This window comes from Streptomyces sp. NPDC026575 (assembly GCF_055567415.1).
Map to the genome: position 1 here is coordinate 386,782 of NZ_JBVHQM010000003.1, position 16,860 is coordinate 403,641.

A 16,860-nucleotide genomic window follows, 5' to 3' on the forward strand; every position below is an offset into this window, starting at 1 on the left:
GACCGAGGCGCGCGGCTTCCTCCACCCCCGGAACCCCCCGTCCCCAAAAAGGGGAGGTTCCGGGGGTGGAGCCGCCAGTACCCTCGGGCCATGTCTCCCGCCCGCGGTACGTCCCGCACCCGCAGCTACGACCCCGCCAAGACCCGCGCCGCGGTCATCGCGCAGTTCGCGCATGTGCGCACGGCCGTGGGGGAGTTGGCGCCGGAGCAGTTCGCGCTGCCGACCCGGCTCGGCGACTGGACGGTGCGGGAACTGGTGGCGCATCTGTCCATGGCGGTCGCCAGTGTGGCGCGCAATCTCCGGCAGCCGGCCCCGGCACCGGCGGACACCGCCCTGCTGGACTGGCCGTTCGCCACCGCGCCGCTGGCCTCCGGCATCGACGACGACACCCGGGCCGTCGCCGCCGACGAGCCCGTGGAGCTGCTCGCGCGCACGGCCGAGGAGTTCGCCGAGGCCGTACCGCCCTCCTTCGAGGACCGGCCGCTGCCCACCCGGGTGGGCGTGATGCGGCTGGCCGACTTTCTGGTGACCCGCTGTGTCGAGCTGGTCGTGCACACCGACGACCTGGCCGCGGCGACCGGCGTGAAGATCCCCTACGACCGCCAGGCCCTGGCCACCACCACCCGGCTGCTGGCCGACGCGCTGGCCGCCAAGGCGCCCGGCGGGTCGGTGGAGGTACGGGTGCCGCCGTTCGCCGTCGTCCAGTGCGTCGAGGGCCCCCGGCACACCCGCGGCACCCCGCCGAACGTCGTCGAGACCGACCCGCTCACCTGGATCCGCCTGGCGACCGGCCGTACGACCTGGGCCGATGAGCTGGCCGCCGCGCAGGTCACCGCCGGCGGCGAGCGGGCCGACCTCGCGGCGTATCTGCCCGTGATGAGCTGAAGCCGGGCGGCCCGTCGGCGGGCGTCCCTTCTGCGCCCGCACCCCTTCCGCGGGGCGTCGCGTATCTCACACGGCGGCGCGAGAGTACGTACGCGGTATAAGCCGCATACACGGAAAACCCGTCATACGGGGTGAGCGGCTGAAAGTGCGAGAAGGCGCAGCTCAGGGCGGGTGCCGCGAATGAGTGGAGCAGTGCGCCGTTACCCGCGGCCACCGCGACCTCGCTCAGCGGCAGAGGCCGCCGGCGGTGCGCCGAGGCCGACCCGGCGCCGTCGTGCGGGGTGCTCCGCGCGGCGGGGCACCCGGCGACTGGCCAGGCGCGCCAAGGGCTGTGAGGTCTGCGAGGGCGGAAAACCCGTCCGTATGGCCGTGCCCACGTCAAGCGTGCTTCGCCCGCCGTTCATGCACTCCTCCAGATCCGCGCCCATCCCCGGTTCGGATGAATCCGCGACCTGCCCTAGACTCGGGGGCGTGCCACGTGGTGACGGACGACTCAACCACGACCTGCTCCCCGGCGAGAAGGGCCCCCAGGACGCTTGCGGCGTCTTCGGTGTCTGGGCTCCGGGTGAAGAGGTCGCCAAACTCACCTATTTCGGGCTGTACGCGCTGCAGCACCGTGGACAGGAGTCCGCGGGCATCGCAGTGAGCAACGGCTCCCAGATCCTCGTCTTCAAGGACATGGGCCTGGTCTCCCAGGTCTTCGACGAGACTTCGCTCGGCTCCCTCCAGGGCCATATCGCCGTGGGCCATGCCCGCTACTCCACCACCGGTGCCTCGGTGTGGGAGAACGCCCAGCCGACGTTCCGTGCCACCGCGCACGGCTCGATCGCGCTCGGCCACAACGGCAATCTGGTCAACACCGCCGAGCTGGCCGAGATGGTCGCCGCGCTGCCCCGCGAGGGCGGCCGCGCGACGCAGGTCGCGGCCACCAACGACACCGACCTGGTGACGGCCCTGCTGGCCGGCCAGGTCGACGAGGACGGCAAGCCGCTGACCGTGGAGGAGGCCGCCCCGCGCGTCCTGCCCAAGGTCAAGGGCGCCTTCTCGCTCTGCTTCATGGACGAGCACACGCTCTACGCCGCCCGTGACCCGCAGGGCATCCGCCCGCTGGTCCTGGGCCGCCTGGAGCGCGGCTGGGTGGTCGCCTCCGAGACCGCCGCCCTGGACATCTGCGGTGCCAGCTTCATCCGCGAGATCGAGCCCGGCGAGATGGTCGCCATCGACGAGAACGGCCTGCGCAGCAGCCGCTTCGCCGAGGCCCGCCCCAAGGGCTGCGTCTTCGAGTACGTCTATCTGGCCCGCCCGGACACCGACATCGCCGGCCGCAATGTGTACCTCTCCCGGGTGGAGATGGGCCGCAAGCTGGCCGCCGAGGCCCCGGCCGACGCCGACCTGGTGATAGCGACGCCGGAGTCCGGCACCCCGGCCGCCGTCGGGTACGCCGAGGCCAGCGGTATCCCCTACGGATCCGGCCTGGTCAAGAACTCCTACGTCGGCCGGACCTTCATCCAGCCCTCGCAGACCATCCGCCAGCTCGGTATCCGCCTCAAGCTCAACCCGCTCAAGGAAGTCATCCGCGGCAAGCGCCTGGTGGTCGTCGACGACTCGATCGTCCGCGGCAACACCCAGCGCGCGCTCGTGCGGATGCTCCGCGAGGCCGGCGCCGCCGAGGTCCACATCCGGATCTCCTCGCCGCCGATCAAGTGGCCCTGCTTCTTCGGCATCGACTTCGCCACCCGCGCGGAGCTGATCGCCAACGGGCTGAGCGTGGCGGAGATCGGCAAGTCGCTGGGCGCCGATTCGCTCGCGTACATCTCCATCGACGGCATGATCGAGGCGACCACGATCGCCAAGCCGAACCTGTGCCGTGCCTGCTTCGACGGCGAGTACCCGATGGAGCTGCCCGACCCGGAGCTGCTGGGCAAGCACCTCCTGGAGTCGGAGACCGCGGCACCGACCAAGTCCGACGTGGACGGCGTCCAGACGCTCACGGCCGGGATCGGCGGCGCCGACGCGCTGCGTCGCCCGTAGAGCTCGTACACACACGACACGAAAGTTCTCCGCATGTCCGCTGAATCATCTGAGCGTGCTCCGCACACGGGCACTGGTGCCAGCTACGCGAGCGCGGGCGTCGACATCGAAGCCGGCGACCGCGCCGTGGACCTGATGAAGCAGTGGGTGAAGAAGGCCACCCGCCCCGAGGTCGTCGGCGGGCTCGGCGGCTTCGCCGGCCTCTTCGACGCGTCCGCCCTCAAGCGCTATGAGCGCCCCCTGCTGGCCTCGGCCACCGACGGCGTCGGAACCAAGGTCGACATCGCCCGGAAGATGGGCGTCTACGACAGCATCGGCCACGACCTCGTCGGCATGGTCGTCGACGACCTGGTCGTCTGCGGCGCCGAGCCGCTGTTCATGACCGACTACATCTGCGTCGGCAAGGTCTACCCCGAGCGGGTCGCCGCGATCGTCAAGGGCATCGCCGAGGGCTGTGTGCTGGCCGGCTGCGCGCTGGTCGGCGGCGAGACCGCGGAGCACCCGGGGCTGCTGGGCGCGGACGAGTTCGACGTCGCCGGCGCCGGTACGGGTGTCGTCGAGGCGGACCGGGTGCTGGGCGCGGATCGTATCCGTACGGGCGACGCGGTGATCGCGATGGCCTCGTCCGGACTTCACTCGAACGGGTACTCACTGGTCCGCCATGTGCTGTTCGACCGGGCCGGTATGACCCTGGACCGGGAGGTCCCGGAGTTCGGCCGGACGCTCGGCGAGGAGCTCCTGGAGCCCACCAAGATCTACTCGCTGGACTGCCTGGCGCTGACCCGGACGACCGAGGTGCACGCCTTCTCGCACATCACCGGCGGCGGTCTGGCCAACAACCTCGCCCGGGTGATCCCGGACGAGCTGCACGCCACGGTCGACCGCTCCACCTGGACGCCGGGCCCGGTCTTCGACCTGGTCGGTACGGCCGGCTCGGTCGAGCGCCTGGAGCTGGAGAAGACCCTGAACATGGGCGTCGGCATGATCGCCGTCGTTCCGCAGGAGTCGGTGGACGTCGCCCTGACCACGCTCGCCGACCGCGGCGTGGACGCCTGGGTCAGCGGCGAGATCGTCGAGCGCGGCGACCACGCGGAGGCCGTGACCCTGACCGGTGACTACGCCGGCTGATCACCTGGGCCGCACCGGCAGGCGTCGGTGCGGCCACCGCGGCGGCGGTTCACGCCGCGGCGGCGGTCACTGCCGTGCCTGCGGACTTCTGGGCAGCACAGAACCCGGTCCGGGCGATGCCCAGGACCGGGTCCGTGATGCTGTTATGGGTGCCGCTGGCGCACGGCGCGTCAAGCGCGACGACGCTGCTGGGACGAGTCGCCCTCGTCCTCATCGTCGTCGTCCTTGTTGTACAGATCTGCGTACCGTGCGTACGGGTCGTCGTCCTCGTCGTCCTCGAACGGCTCTGCGTTCGGAGGCTGCTGGTTCGACGGTGATGCACCCAGCTCGTCGGCCAGTCGTGAGAGATCCGTCCCACCGCTGCTGTACTTCAGCTGGCGGGCGACCTTCGTCTGCTTGGCCTTGGCCCGGCCGCGCCCCATGGGTCGACCCCCTCAATGACGGGGCTCGATGGCCCCAGAGTCTTGACACGCGTTCATGGATCAGAGCGGGCTCTCGACAGAGAGACCGGCCCGTAGGGCTTTAACGGTACCTGCTTCCGCGGCCATACGGTACGTCGCCCGCATCACCCGCCGCTCGGCATGACCGGCAAGGCGCCCCGTCCCCGCTGGTCAACTGCGATTTTAACCTGTCCCGTACGGCGACCCGCCGACGGGTGGTGAGGGATGTCTCCTCGACCACCCGTGGCGGGTCGCGCAAGGCCGTGTTTCCGGCCGACGAGGCCGAATGACTCCGCCGGTCGGGGCGCTCGGTCAGGCGTGCCGCGCCTCCGCCATACGCTGTTCGGCGATCCGGTCGGCGGCCGCGGCGGGCGGAATGCCGTCGGTCTTCGCACGAGCGAATATCGCCAGCGTGGTGTCGAAGATCTTGGCGGCCTTGGCCTTGCAGCGGTCGAAGTCGAAGCCGTGCAGCTCGTCGGCCACCTGGATGACGCCGCCGGCGTTCACGACGTAGTCGGGCGCGTAGAGGATGCCGCGGTCGGACAGGTCCTTCTCGACGCCCGGGTGCGCGAGCTGGTTGTTGGCCGCGCCGCACACCACCTTCGCGGTCAGCACCGGCACCGAGTCGTCGCTCAGCGCACCGCCCAGCGCACACGGCGCGTACACGTCCAGGCCCTCGGTGCGGATCAGCGCCTCGGTGTCGGCCACCGCGGTGACCTGCGGGTGATCGGCCAGGACCCGGTCCACCGACGCACCGCGCACGTCCGTGATCACGACCTCGGCACCGTCCTTGAGGAGGTGCTCGACGAGGAGGTGCCCCACCTTGCCGACGCCCGCGATACCGACCTTGCGGCCGCGCAGCGTCGGGTCGCCCCAGGCGTGCTGGGCCGAGGCGCGCATGCCCTGGAAGACGCCGTAGGCGGTCAGGACGGAGGAGTCGCCGGCGCCGCCGTTCTCCGGGGAGCGGCCGGTGGTCCACTTGTTCGTACGGGAGACGACGTCCATATCGGCGACGTACGTACCGACGTCGCACGCGGTGACATAGCGGCCCCCGAGGGAGGCCACGAACCGGCCGTAGGCGAGCAGCAGTTCATCGGTCTTGATCAGATCGGGGTCACCGATGATCACGGCCTTGCCGCCGCCGTGGTCCAGCCCGGCGAGGGCGTTCTTGTAGGACATTCCGCGCGACAGATTCAGGGCGTCCACTACCGCCTCCTCCTCGGAGGCGTAGGCGTGGAAGCGGGTGCCACCGAGGGCGGGCCCCAGGGCGGTGCTGTGGATGGCGATCACTGCCTTCAGGCCGCTGGCGCGGTCCTGGCAGAGAACGACCTGCTCATGGCCCCCCTGCTCCGTGCGGAACAGGGTGTGCAGAACGCCGCCGTCGGTGCCGGCGGGGGCCGGACGTACGTCAGTCACTGTGGTGACTCCCATAAGTCGCGAAGGACGCCCTCCTGCGGGTGGGGAGGGCCGGTTGAAAAGAGCGTAAGACCTGCGGGGCGGGTTGATCCGTCAGGTGCCGAGGATCACCCTCTCCCGGGGGACGGACGTGGGACGATCTGGTCGTATCGCAGGCCGGCCGGGGGCCCTTGGGCGCGTCTCCCGGCAGTGGACTTCCCTATGGAGGAGCGGGCGTGGCCGTGGCGTCGTCGGTGAAGGTCCCGTACATGGCATATCTACGGGTCTATGAGCCGCTGGCAGCGTTCCCCGAGCCGGAGCGCTCTTACTGGGCGCGCTACGCCAAGCGGGCGGACACCCCCACCGCCCAGGACGAGCAGCGCCGGGCGCTGGCCGATCTGCTGCCGACCCCGCCGGTGCCGGTGCCGGTCCATGAGAGCGCGGACGCGTTCGTCACCGTCGTCGACGAGGTGATCTGCGTCTGCCCGTGGCGCACCCGGCTGCGCGGCTGGCAGGCCCTGGAGGGTCTGGAGGAGCTGCTGCCGGCGGCGGTGCTGGACGCGGCGCTCCCCCCGGTGGTGCGCCGGCAGGCGGCCACCGACTACGAGCGGTGGCGGGAGCGCAATCCGGACGCCCGGCCCTGGATCCGTGGGGCGTCCTGGCACGTGCCGGTCCGGTGGTTCGTCCTCTTCGACGACGGCGAGCGGGAGTACACGAAGGGTGAGCAGTCGCCTGTGCTGCGTTACCGGACGCCGATGGTGCAGGCCAGGCGGCGGGTCGCGCGCGGGCTGCGTACGCTGCGGGACGCCCTGGAAGAGGGGCCGCTGATCGACGGCCTGGTAGATGTGGGGCGCTGGCTTGAGGAGTTCCACCCGCGTTCGCTCGTGGAGCTGGACTACGGAGGGCTGGTGCACGCGGTGCCCGAGGGGCAGCTCGCCGAGGACCGTTCCGCCGCGGAGGTGGCGGAGGGGTTGGCGGCGCTGAGCGAGGGGGACGGCGAGCGGGCCGGTGCCGCGTACGAGAAGCTTTCTCAGCGGTGGCGTGCGGTGCGCGAACGCCAGTTCTCCAGCTGAGGGTGAGAATGCCGAAGGTTCGTGGTGCGGAAGTGCCGTGTTCGCTTCTCGGTGGTCGGGCGGTAAGGGACGTAGGTCCTTAACCGGGCGATTGCCTCAAGCGTGACCTAAAGCACTGACTTCGGGTCTTGCTACCAAGGCGCACCCTCGTGCCAAAATAGGACAAGGAGCCCGACCTGGGCTCCTTCCGTCCAACTAAGGGCGGGTAGATCGGTATTGCGGTCCTTGAGGGGTCTGTGGCGACTGATCACGCTGTGACTGATCGTCACGGCCGTGTGACTGTCCGCTATGGCACGGTCCATCGGCATCCGCCGAGGTTGAACACCTGAGAGGGCAATTCCATCGGTTTGGCCGACGTGGCTGGACAGATGGTGTAGTTGTAGTGCCGAGGACAAGCCGTTCGTCCTATAACCGACTCGGCCCGCGTCCGCCATTTCGGGCAACGTGGGTCAAGGTGCAGAATTTAGAGGAAAGAACCGTGATGGTTCGGTTCTCCCGAGGAGGCCGCTCATGACCGCTCGCACCCCTGACGCCGAGCCGCTGCTGACCCCTGCCGAGGTTGCCACGATGTTCCGCGTGGACCCGAAGACGGTCACCCGCTGGGCCAAGGCAGGCAAGCTCACGTCCATCCGCACGCTCGGAGGACACCGGCGTTACCGCGAGGCTGAGGTCCGCGCACTGCTCGCGGGTATCCCGCAGCAGCGCAGCGAGGCCTGAACAACCGCATAACCAGGCCGTTTTCGGGGCCCCCAACCCGAAAACGCCTACTTCGCACCACATAGCTCGACCTGCTCCACCCACGCTCCACATAGCTCCATACGACGCGGTGCCTGCCCCAACAGGCCCCTCACCCGCTCCATCTGGGTACGTCATCGATCGCGCTGGACTCCGCCGGGTCCAGCGCGATTTTTTTGTGTGCGGCCGCTCCCGGGCCCGTCGGGGCGGTTGGGCCGGCGTGCCGCCGGAGTCACCCATGGCGGCGCCCAGGGGGCCTTCAGAGGGCCGTGGAGGGCCTTTCCGCGCGGACCTCGCGACCCCCTTTGGAACCCGTTCGAGGGTAGTGCAATTGCACATATTAAATTGACTGGTTGTAGGGAGGGTGTAAGTTCCCCGGCTCGTCAAACTTGTTCGGTGACACCCGTCACACGGCGCGTCGCTTGAAGCCGATACGTCCCCTGGGGTAGTGCACTTTCCCCGTCCTCGCTCAACAGCCTGCCACCGCGCGGGCGGTGGCGCAGGCGTCCTTGGTCACCGGGTGGCGGGACTTTTGTCCTCGGTCGAGGACGGCTCGGAGGCGGCCGGAGACGGGGCGGGGGCGGACGCGGGCGCCGGGCGCCCGGAACGCGGCGTGTGCGGCTCCATGGCGAGCCGCAGCAGCTGGTGGCAGATGGGGCAGTGCCGCGTCAGATGGCGGTAGCCCGTGGCCGCGGACAGATGTGCCCTCAGCAGCGCCCTGGTCTCGTGCCGTACCGCAGTCGTCATCGCGCATCCCTCCCCGGCCCCCACACCTTCCCATGTGAGTACCGGCGGGGGCGCCCGCCGTCAATACAGCGGGCAGCAAAGCAGTCACGCTGTGCTGCGCCTGCTTTGGGCGTTCTCGGCCGTTCCGTGGCGGGGGCTTTCCTCCCGTCGCTCAGCCGCTGCCTCGTGGGCGTGGGAGGCAGCGCCGTGCGGCGGGGAGGGGCCGTCACGGCGGGACGGCCGAAAAAAGCGGAAGGTGTGAACGTCGGGAGGCGGTGAACGGGCAGCAGGCCGTGGATGCCGGCGCGGGGTGACCGTTCGAAGGGCCGCACAAAAGAAGCGGCCCGCATCGCTGACGATGCGGGCCGATTGCGGTCCTGACGGGATTTGAACCCGCGGCCTCCACCTTGACAGGGTGGCGAGCACTCCAAACTGCTCCACAGGACCTTGCGTTTGCTTTCCGCTTGCGGCGGGCTGCGAAGCAAGACTGTACAGCAGGTCAGGGGGTGCGGTCGAACTCGATACCGGTGACCGCCCGCCGGTCAGGGCGCCGCGGCGTCCACCGCCTTCACGATGCGCTTGTCGGAGACCGGATACGCGGTCCCCAGGGCGTGCGCGAAGTAGCTCACCCGGAGTTCCTCGATCATCCAGCGGATCTCCAGGGCCGCGGCCGGCACCGGGCGGCCCGGCGGGAACTGCTCCAGCAGCCAGGCGTATTCGTCCTGCATCTCCTTCACCTTCGCCATACGGGTGCGGTCCCGTTCGGCGTTGGTGGGCAGCTGCTGCAGACGGCGGTCGGCGGCGACGAGATAGCGCATCAGGTCCGGCAGCCGCTTGGCGCCGTGCGCCGTCACGAAGCCCGGCTTGATCAGCGCCGCCAGCTGCTCCTTGACGTCGGCGAGCGAGGGCAGCAGCGAGGGGAAGGTGGTGTCCTTCAGCCGGCGCTCGCACGCCTGCCAGGCGGCGAGCACCTCCTGGACCTGCTGGATCGTCTTCAGCGTGACGTCCACCAGATCGGCCCGGACCGCGTCGAACAGCTTGCGGAAGGACTCCTCGTCCCACGCCGGGCCGCCCCGGGCCGCGATCAGGCGGTCGGCGGCGGCGGTCACGCAGTCCTCGAAGAGCGCCCCGATCGAGCCGTGGGGATTACGGGACAGCGCGAGCTTCTGCTGATTGCTCAGCTTGTCCTGGGCGAACTTGGCGGGGTTGGAGGGGATGTTGAGCAGGATGAGGCGGCGGGTACCCGCCCACATCGCCGTCAGCTGCTCGGCCTCGGTGTCGAAGAGGCGCACGGCGACGCTGCTGCCCTCGTCCACCAGCGCCGGGTACGCCTTCAGCGGCTGGCCGGCGCGCCGGGTCTCGAAGGTGCGCGGCAGTGCGCCGATCGTCCACGACGTCAGCCCCGTGCGCTGCTCCGGGCCGGCCGGGGCCGCCCCCTCGCCGGCGCGGCCCTTGCCGCCCTTGGCGGGCCGTTCGGCGGCCTGCTCGAAGGCCTTGGAGATCGCCGCGCGGGTCTTCGGCTTGAGCTTCAGCCGCAGCGCCTCCAGGTCCTTGGCCTCGGCGAGCTTGCGGCGCCGCTCGTCGACCACCCGGAAGGTGATCTTGAGGTGGTCGGGAATCCGGCCCGGGTCGAAGTCCGCGGCCTCGACGGGGACGCCCACCATCCGCTGCAGCCCGGCCGCCAGAGAGGCCGTCAGGGCGCCCTGCAGCGGAACCGTGGAGTCCAGGAAGCGGGCCGCGAAGTTCGGCGCCGGGACGTAGTTGCGCCGGATCGGCTTGGGCAGCGACCGGATCAGCTCGGTCACCAACTGCTCGCGCAGGCCCGGGATCTGCCAGTCGAAGCCTTCGGAGGAGACCTGGTTGAGCACCTGGAGCGGGATGTGGACGGTCACGCCGTCCGCGTCCGCGCCCGGCTCGAACTGGTAGGTGACCTTGAACTTCAGCTTTCCCTGGCGCCAGGAGTCCGGGTAGTCGTCCTTGGTGACGGCCTCGGCGGACTCGTTGATGAGCATCGACTGCTCGAAGTTGAGCAGCTCCGGCTCGTCCTGGCGCTTCTGCTTCCACCAGGAGTCGAAGTGCGCCCCGGAGACGACGTCCGCGGGGATGCGCTGGTCGTAGAAGTCGAAGAGCGTCTCGTCGTCCACGAGGATGTCGCGGCGCCGGGCGCGGTGCTCCAACTCCTCGACCTCGCCGAGCAGTTTGCGGTTGTCATGGAAGAACTGGTGGTGGGTGCGCCAGTCGCCCTCGACCAGGGCGTTGCGGATGAACAGATCGCGCGAGGTCTCCGCGTCGATCCGGCCGTAGTTCACCTTGCGCTGGGAGACGATCGGGACGCCGTAGAGGGTCACCCGCTCGTAGGCCATCACCGCGGCCATCTTCTGTTCCCAGTGCGGCTCGCTGTACGTGCGCTTGACCAGGTGCTGGGCGAGGGGCTCGACCCACTCGGGCTCGATCTTGGCGTTCACCCGCGCCCACAGGCGGGAGGTCTCGACCAGCTCCGCGGACATCACCCAGTGCGGGGGCTTCTTGAAGAGCGCGGAGCCGGGGAAGACCGCGAACTTGGCGCTGCGGGCGCCCAGATACTCGTTCTTGCCGGCCCCGTCCTTGCCGCCCTCGGTCCCACCGTTCTTCAGTCCGATGTGCGAAAGCAAACCGGCCAGCAGGGAGGTGTGGATGCGGTCCGGTGCCGCGTCCTCCTCGTTGAGGTGGATCCCCATGGTCTTGGCGACCGTACGCAGCTGGGAGTAGATGTCCTGCCACTCGCGTATCCGGAGGTAGTTCAGGAACTCGCTGCGGCACATCCGGCGGAAGGCCGAGGAGGACAGCTCCTTCTGCTGTTCGCGGACGTAGCGCCAGAGGTTGAGGAAGGCGAGGAAGTCGGAGCTCTCGTCCTTGAAGCGGGCGTGCTGCTGATCGGCCTGCTGCTGCTTGTCGGAGGGCCGCTCGCGCGGGTCCTGGATGGACAGCGCCGCCGCGATGACCATGACCTCGCGGACGCAGCCGTTGCGGTCCGCCTCCAGCACCATCCGCGCCAGCCGCGGGTCGACCGGCAGCTGGGAGAGCCGCCGGCCCAGCTGGGTCAGCCGCTTCCGGGGGTCCTTCTGCCGGGTGTCGAGCGCGCCCAGCTCGCTCAGCAGGTCGACGCCGTCCTTGATGTTGCGGCGGTCGGGTGCGTCGATGAACGGGAACTTCTCGATGTCGCCCAGGCCGGCCGCGGTCATCTGCAGGATGACGGAGGCGAGGTTCGTACGGAGGATCTCCGCGTCGGTGAACTCGGGCCGGGAGAGGAAGTCGTCCTCGGAGTACAGGCGGATGCAGATGCCGTCGCTCGTACGGCCGCAGCGGCCCTTGCGCTGATTGGCGCTGGCCTGCGAGATCGGCTCGATGGGCAGCCGCTGGACCTTGGTGCGGTAGCTGTAGCGGGAGATCCGGGCCATGCCCGGGTCGATGACGTAGCGGATGCCCGGGACGGTCAGCGAGGTCTCGGCGACGTTCGTGGCCAGCACGATCCGCCGGCCCGTATGCCGCTGGAAGACGCGGTGCTGCTCGGCGTGCGACAGCCGCGCGTACAGGGGGAGCACTTCGGTGCGGGGCAGCGCCTTCTTGTTGAGCGCGTCCGCGGTGTCGCGGATCTCCCGTTCACCGGAGAGGAAGACCAGGATGTCGCCGGGGCCGGCGGCCTGCAGCTCGTCCACGGCGTCGCAGATCGCGGTGATCTGGTCGCGGTCGGCGTCCTGGCCACCCTCTTCCAGCAGCGGGCGGTAGCGCACCTCGACCGGGTACGTACGGCCGGAGACCTCGACGATCGGCGCGCCGGGCTTCTCGGCCCCGCCGTCGCCCGCCTCGGGCTCCGCCGAGGCGGCCACGGAGGCGAAGGAGCCGAAGTGCCGCGCGAACCGCTCCGGGTCGATGGTCGCGGAGGTGATCACGACCTTCAGGTCCGGGCGCCGGGGCAGCAGCTGCGAAAGATAGCCGAGGATGAAGTCGATGTTGAGGCTGCGCTCATGCGCCTCGTCGATGATGATCGTGTCGTACTGGCGCAGCTCGCGGTCCGTCTGGATCTCGGCGAGCAGGATGCCGTCCGTCATCAGCTTGACGAGGGTGTCGCCGCCGACCTGGTCGGTGAAGCGGACCTTCCAGCCGACCGCCTCGCCCAGCGGGGTCTTCAGCTCCTCGGCGACCCGCTCGGCGACCGTACGGGCCGCGATCCGCCGCGGCTGGGTGTGCCCGATCAGGCCGCGTACGCCCCGCCCCAGCTCCAGGCAGATCTTCGGGATCTGGGTCGTCTTGCCCGAGCCGGTCTCACCGGCGACGATCACGACCTGGTGGTCGCGGATCGCGGCGAGGATCTCGTCCTTCTTCTGGCTGACCGGCAGCTCTTCCGGATACGTGATCTCCGGCATCGCGGCGCGCCGCTGGGCGACCCGCAGCTCCGCCTCGTCGATGCCGTCGGCGATCTCGGCGAGCACGGCGGCCCGGGCTTCGGGCTTACGGATCCGGCGCGCGCCCTCAAGCCGGCGCCCCAGCCGCTGCTGATCGCGCAGCGTCAGCTCGGGCAGACGCTCCAGCAAGGAGGGCAGGGTGGGGGCAGCGCCGTCGGGCAGGGCGGAGGCAGGCTGACTGGACATACGTCCCCCAGGATCTCACCTCACCGAATCGACTGGCGAACCATTTGACCGCGCGGCCGATCGCGGGCGCCGGTGCCGCACCGCAGGCGGCGCGTCCGCGCACACGGTGATCATGGCGGGGCCGGGCGCCGCCCTCGCCGCAACCGGGTGGAACTCGCCCCCGCCGACCAGGGACGATGTCCGCATGGACAAAGGAATACGACGGATCGCGGGCGGTCTTCTGATGGTCGTCGGCATCGCCCTGGGCGCGTGGCTGGTCTTCGGTGCGCCGCACGACTGGGAAGGCTCGGGAGAGCGGCTGCTGAAGTTGGCGATGGGTCTCGGCTCCACGGGCGCCATCACCGGCGGCGCCCGGCTGATCTTCTGGCAGCCGGAGAGCGAGCTCGCCCGGTCCGCCGGGGAAGCCGCCGTCGAGTAGACACGAAGAAGGCCCCGATTCGAGGAATCGGGGCCTTCTCCCAATGGGTGTGGCTGGGGCCGGGGTCGAACCGGCGACCTATCGCTTTTCAGGCGATCGCTCGTACCAACTGAGCTACCCAGCCGCAGCGGTCCTGACGGGATTTGAACCCGCGGCCTCCACCTTGACAGGGTGGCGAGCACTCCAAACTGCTCCACAGGACCTTGCATTGCGCGAAAGCGGCCGAAGCCAGTCTCGCACACGGTGATGCGTGCCCCCAACGGGATTCGAACCCGTGCTACCGCCTTGAAAGGGCGGCGTCCTGGGCCACTAGACGATGAGGGCTGGTGGCCACCTTGGCGTCGTTACCGGCGCCGTCGGGGACGTGAGAAGCATATGGGATGGGAGGACCGTTCGCCAAAACGGTTTACCCGGGGCCGTCGGAGGGGTTCCCGGCCGGGCGCGAAAGGGCGCCCGATCAGGGCCTGGAGGAGGGCGGGGATTCGGGTGGGGCGGCGGGCCCGGAGGCGGGGCCGGACGGGTGAGGCGGGCGGCTCCTCGCCGGTGTGGCGCCGGGCTGGTTCTCGCGGGGGAGGTGGCGGCTGACCTCGGCCCGGGACAGGCCCAGCCCGCCGAGCGTGATCTCGTCCCACGCCTGGAGCCGCTTCGTCCTGCGGTCCAGGTAGAGCACCGACGCCTGGACCGGCGCGGGTTTGTCGTTCTGCACCGCGCGCAGCCCGCCGCCGCCCGTCGACCCCTCCACCATCAGCCGGGTGCCCTGGGGCAGCGTGGTGTTCTCCCGGTGGTGGACATGGCCGGCCAGCGCCAGCGGGACCAGGCCGTCGGCCTCGGTCGCGGCGGCCGGGTTGTGGGCCAGTGCGATGTCGACCGGCGTACCGGCCAGCCGCTCGGTGCGCAGCGCGTCGGCGAGCCGGCCGCCGGCGGTGCGCTCCGCGGGGTCGCCGGCCGCCACCACGGAGCGGTCCGGGGTGAACTGCGGGTCGCCGACGCCCGCGATGCGCACGCCGGCGACCCGGGCGACCCTGCCGTTGTCGAGGACGGTGACGTGCTTCCGGCCGGCGAGGTACTTCTGCGTGGTGCGCGAGTCGTGGTTGCCGCGCACCCAGACGTACGGCGCGCCGAGGGCGGAGACGGGGTCCAGGAAGTGGTTCTCGGCGGCCGAGCCGTGGTCCATGGTGTCGCCGGTGTCGACGATCACGTTGATCCGGTACTGCTTCACCAGGGAGGCGATGATCTGCCAGCTGGCGGGGTTCAGGTGGATGTCGGAGACGTGCAGGACCCGCAGGGTGGTGGGGTCGGGCTGGTAGGCGGGCAGAGTCGAGGTGGCGTCGTACAGCTTGGTGACGTTGGTGACCAGGCGGGCCAACTCCTTTTGGTAGACGTCGAATTCGCTGACGATGTTGCGCGCGTTGCCGACCACGGACGGGGCGGAGGAGAGCAGTCCGGAGAACTTCGGTTCCAGTACGGACTGGGGGTTCCAGGTGGCGTATGCGGTGCCCGCGCAGGCGGCGAGCATGGTGAGCGCCAGACCGCCGGCGGCCAGCGCGCGGCGCGGGCGGCGGTAGACGGCCAGGCCCAGCGCGGTGGCGCCGGAGGCCACGGCGACGCAGGAGTGCAGCGCCAGCCCCAGGGCGCCGCGGGTCACGTCGCGGGTGACCTCGGCCTGCAGGCCGGCGAACCGCTCGGGGTGGTCGACCAGCGCCTGGGAGCGGACCGGATCCAGCCGGTCGACGTCGACATCGAGCCCTATCGGCGCGTGGTGGCTGCGCAGCTCCAGGTCGCCGAGCGGCGGGACATTGATCCTGGTGCCGCCGGCCAATGAGGGGCGCAGGGCCATGGTGGTGTCCATCGGGCCGACGGGGACGCGGAGGGTGCCGAGGAGCAGCAGCCCCAGCCAGGCGCCGAGGACGGTGACGGCCATCAGGCCGAGTGCGGAGTGCAGAGGGCGGTGCGCACCGCCGTCGAGCCGGGTGCGGAGCGGTGGGAGCGGCGGGGCTTTCGGTGTGCCGGTGTTCGGTGTCCGGGAGCGCGCTGCGCGGGCCATTGGTCCCGTATGCCCCGGCATGCTGGTCGTTATGCCGGGGGTGGCGGCTCCGGTTCCGCGGCGGCGGGCGGACGGGCCGCGGCCCCCGGTTGCCGGGCCCGGTAGCGGAGAATGGTGGTGTGCTGGAAATGACGCGCGAGGAGTTCGAGGAACTGGTCGCCGAGGCGCTGGACCGGATCCCGCCGGAGCTGACCCGGCTGATGGACAACGTGGCGGTCTTCGTCGAGGACGAGCCCCCGGCCGCCGACCCCGAGCTGCTCGGGCTGTACGAGGGGACTCCGCTGACCGACCGCGGGGAGTGGTACGCGGGCGTGCTGCCGGACCGGATCACGATCTACCGGGGGCCGACGATACGGATGTGCGCGACGCGCGAGGACGTGGTCGCCGAGACCGAGGTGACGGTCGTTCATGAGATCGCGCACCACTTCGGGATCGACGACGAGCGGCTGCACGCGCTGGGCTACGGCTGACGGGCGGCCGCGGGCGGGGACCGGATGCCCGGCGCAGGCGACCGGCCGGGCGGCGCACGGGCGATCGGCGCGGCCGTACGCGTGTCCTCGGGCGGGGGGCGGGAGTTGGGCAAGGCGTCCGTGCCGCCGTCCCTGCGCTCCGGATCCGGAGGTCCCGCCGTGCGCCCGAGCCCCTGCCGCCATCCGTCTTCGATGCCGTCCCCCGCCGCCGTCCCCGTCTTCGACCCCGCTCCCGCTCCCGCCGCCCGCCCGGCACCGCCGCCGGTGGGTCGGGTGCGGGCCCGTGCCGCGGCCGCCGCGCTGGCCGTCTCCGCGCTGGCCGCGTCGCTGGCCGGCTGCATAAGCGTCAGCGACGCACCGCAGCCCAAGCCGTCCGGCGCCACCGCACAGCCCGACGGAAAGGGCCCCAGGCCCGGCCCCGGCGGGGTGGCCGCGGACAACCCCGGCGACGGGCCGCGGCGGATGGGGCGCAACGGCGAGGCGCAGCCGGCCGGCGGTGACGAGAAGGCGGGCGATCCCTCGGCCGACGCCGAGCCCACGCCCTCCGAGCCCGCCACACCGTCCCGCCCGGTGAAGCCGTCGGGCCCGGAGCCCGGTCCGGGGCACGGCCACGGTGGCCACGGCGGCCGCCCCACCGCCGCCCCCTCGCCGTCCCACTCCGAGCAGCCGTCCTCCCCGCCCGTCTCGACCCCGCCCAGTACGCCCACCGCGCCGGCGACCCCGCCGCCCAGCAGCCCCGCGCCGCCCCCGCCGAGCGCCCACGCCTCCGGCCCGTCGCCGGTCGCGCCGATGACGTCCGAGGGCGAGCTGGATGCGCAGGAGGTGGAGCAGGGGGCGTAAGGGGCGCAGGGGCCCGTCAGGGAGGGGGTGGCGGGCGGTGGACGGAA

13 protein-coding genes and 4 tRNA genes are annotated in these 16,860 nt (G+C 71.0%); 8 read left to right on the forward strand and 9 right to left on the reverse strand.

Going from position 1 to position 16,860, the window contains the following annotated elements; all coding sequences use genetic code 11:
- Positions 1-90 precede the first annotated feature (90 nt).
- From ACZ4NB_RS06000 to purM, 3 genes are all read left to right on the forward strand, one after another.
- Positions 91-885 (forward strand): maleylpyruvate isomerase family mycothiol-dependent enzyme, encoded by a 795-nt coding sequence (locus ACZ4NB_RS06000; protein ID WP_467658591.1) that lies wholly within the window; start codon positions 91-93, stop codon positions 883-885.
- Positions 886-1,356: 471 nt separating this feature from the next.
- A complete protein-coding gene (purF, locus tag ACZ4NB_RS06005) occupies positions 1,357-2,916 on the forward strand; it encodes an amidophosphoribosyltransferase (protein ID WP_467658593.1) in 1,560 nt (519 codons plus the stop codon).
- Positions 2,917-2,949: 33 nt separating this feature from the next.
- Complete coding sequence (gene purM, locus ACZ4NB_RS06010; RefSeq protein ID WP_467658594.1) at positions 2,950-4,044, forward strand: phosphoribosylformylglycinamidine cyclo-ligase; 1,095 nt, start codon at positions 2,950-2,952, stop codon at positions 4,042-4,044.
- A gap of 170 nt (positions 4,045-4,214) precedes the next feature.
- Here the strand turns inward: purM and ACZ4NB_RS06015 are convergent, their stop codons facing one another.
- Both ACZ4NB_RS06015 and ACZ4NB_RS06020 read right to left on the reverse strand, forming a co-directional pair.
- Positions 4,215-4,466, reverse strand: coding sequence for a DUF3073 domain-containing protein (locus ACZ4NB_RS06015; RefSeq protein WP_399150382.1), 252 nt, complete (start codon positions 4,464-4,466; stop codon positions 4,215-4,217).
- Positions 4,467-4,796: 330 nt separating this feature from the next.
- The gene (locus ACZ4NB_RS06020; protein WP_467658596.1) at positions 4,797-5,915 is read right to left on the reverse strand and encodes a Leu/Phe/Val dehydrogenase; all 1,119 of its coding nucleotides are present in this window, start codon (positions 5,913-5,915) and stop codon (positions 4,797-4,799) included.
- Positions 5,916-6,115: 200 nt separating this feature from the next.
- Between ACZ4NB_RS06020 and ACZ4NB_RS06025 the strand changes: the two genes are divergently transcribed.
- Complete coding sequence (locus ACZ4NB_RS06025) at positions 6,116-6,952, forward strand: DUF8083 family protein (protein ID WP_467658597.1); 837 nt, start codon at positions 6,116-6,118, stop codon at positions 6,950-6,952.
- A gap of 510 nt (positions 6,953-7,462) precedes the next feature.
- Positions 7,463-7,669: a developmental transcriptional regulator BldC gene (gene bldC, locus ACZ4NB_RS06030; protein WP_003949541.1), complete on the forward strand. Its 207-nt coding sequence runs from the start codon at positions 7,463-7,465 to the stop codon at positions 7,667-7,669.
- A gap of 531 nt (positions 7,670-8,200) precedes the next feature.
- Here the strand turns inward: bldC and ACZ4NB_RS06035 are convergent.
- The 3 genes from ACZ4NB_RS06035 to hrpA form a co-directional block, all read right to left on the reverse strand.
- Positions 8,201-8,434 (reverse strand): DUF6274 family protein, encoded by a 234-nt coding sequence (locus ACZ4NB_RS06035; protein ID WP_467658598.1) that lies wholly within the window; start codon positions 8,432-8,434, stop codon positions 8,201-8,203.
- 351 nt (positions 8,435-8,785) lie between these two features.
- Positions 8,786-8,860: transfer RNA gene (locus tag ACZ4NB_RS06040), tRNA-Asp, on the reverse strand.
- A 95-nt stretch (positions 8,861-8,955) separates the two neighbouring features.
- On the reverse strand, positions 8,956-13,041 hold the full coding sequence (gene hrpA, locus ACZ4NB_RS06045; protein ID WP_467658600.1) for an ATP-dependent RNA helicase HrpA: 4,086 nt from the start codon (positions 13,039-13,041) through the stop codon (positions 8,956-8,958).
- Positions 13,042-13,225: 184 nt separating this feature from the next.
- Here hrpA and ACZ4NB_RS06050 point away from each other — a divergent pair, with 184 nt between their 5' ends.
- Positions 13,226-13,459: a hypothetical protein gene (locus tag ACZ4NB_RS06050; RefSeq protein WP_467658602.1), complete on the forward strand. Its 234-nt coding sequence runs from the start codon at positions 13,226-13,228 to the stop codon at positions 13,457-13,459.
- Positions 13,460-13,509: 50 nt separating this feature from the next.
- Here ACZ4NB_RS06050 and ACZ4NB_RS06055 read toward each other — a convergent pair.
- The 4 genes from ACZ4NB_RS06055 to ACZ4NB_RS06070 all read right to left on the reverse strand — a co-directional run bounded on the left by ACZ4NB_RS06055 (position 13,510) and on the right by ACZ4NB_RS06070 (position 15,503).
- Positions 13,510-13,583 (reverse strand) — tRNA-Phe (locus tag ACZ4NB_RS06055).
- 4 nt (positions 13,584-13,587) lie between these two features.
- Positions 13,588-13,662, reverse strand: a tRNA-Asp gene (locus tag ACZ4NB_RS06060).
- A 48-nt stretch (positions 13,663-13,710) separates the two neighbouring features.
- Positions 13,711-13,783 (reverse strand) — tRNA-Glu (locus ACZ4NB_RS06065).
- A gap of 133 nt (positions 13,784-13,916) precedes the next feature.
- Positions 13,917-15,503, reverse strand: a complete 1,587-nt coding sequence (locus ACZ4NB_RS06070; protein ID WP_467658603.1) for a metallophosphoesterase family protein — start codon at positions 15,501-15,503, stop codon at positions 13,917-13,919.
- Positions 15,504-15,622: 119 nt separating this feature from the next.
- Between ACZ4NB_RS06070 and ACZ4NB_RS06075 the strand changes: the two genes are divergently transcribed.
- Positions 15,623-15,973 carry a metallopeptidase family protein gene (locus ACZ4NB_RS06075; protein WP_384439437.1) on the forward strand — a complete coding sequence of 117 codons (351 nt, stop codon included), beginning with the start codon at positions 15,623-15,625 and terminating at the stop codon, positions 15,971-15,973.
- Between the two features lie 192 nt (positions 15,974-16,165).
- Positions 16,166-16,813, forward strand: coding sequence for a hypothetical protein (locus ACZ4NB_RS06080; protein ID WP_467658604.1), 648 nt, complete (start codon positions 16,166-16,168; stop codon positions 16,811-16,813).
- The last annotated feature ends 47 nt before the right edge of the window (positions 16,814-16,860 follow it).

What these genes read in the sequence shown, in the direction of transcription:
- ACZ4NB_RS06000 (WP_467658591.1), top strand. Translation starts at nt 91, where the DNA reads ATGTCTCCCGCCCGCGGTACGTCCCGCACCCGCAGCTACGACCCCGCC.
- purM (WP_467658594.1), top strand. Translation starts at nt 2,950, where the DNA reads ATGTCCGCTGAATCATCTGAGCGTGCTCCGCACACGGGCACTGGTGCC.
- ACZ4NB_RS06015 (WP_399150382.1), bottom strand. Translation starts at nt 4,466, where the DNA reads ATGGGGCGCGGCCGGGCCAAGGCCAAGCAGACGAAGGTCGCCCGCCAG.
- ACZ4NB_RS06020 (WP_467658596.1), bottom strand. Translation starts at nt 5,915, where the DNA reads ATGGGAGTCACCACAGTGACTGACGTACGTCCGGCCCCCGCCGGCACC.
- bldC (WP_003949541.1), top strand. Translation starts at nt 7,463, where the DNA reads ATGACCGCTCGCACCCCTGACGCCGAGCCGCTGCTGACCCCTGCCGAG.
- ACZ4NB_RS06035 (WP_467658598.1), bottom strand. Translation starts at nt 8,434, where the DNA reads ATGACGACTGCGGTACGGCACGAGACCAGGGCGCTGCTGAGGGCACAT.
- hrpA (WP_467658600.1), bottom strand. Translation starts at nt 13,041, where the DNA reads ATGTCCAGTCAGCCTGCCTCCGCCCTGCCCGACGGCGCTGCCCCCACC.
- ACZ4NB_RS06050 (WP_467658602.1), top strand. Translation starts at nt 13,226, where the DNA reads ATGGACAAAGGAATACGACGGATCGCGGGCGGTCTTCTGATGGTCGTC.
- ACZ4NB_RS06070 (WP_467658603.1), bottom strand. Translation starts at nt 15,503, where the DNA reads ATGGCCCGCGCAGCGCGCTCCCGGACACCGAACACCGGCACACCGAAA.
- ACZ4NB_RS06080 (WP_467658604.1), top strand. Translation starts at nt 16,166, where the DNA reads ATGCCGTCCCCCGCCGCCGTCCCCGTCTTCGACCCCGCTCCCGCTCCC.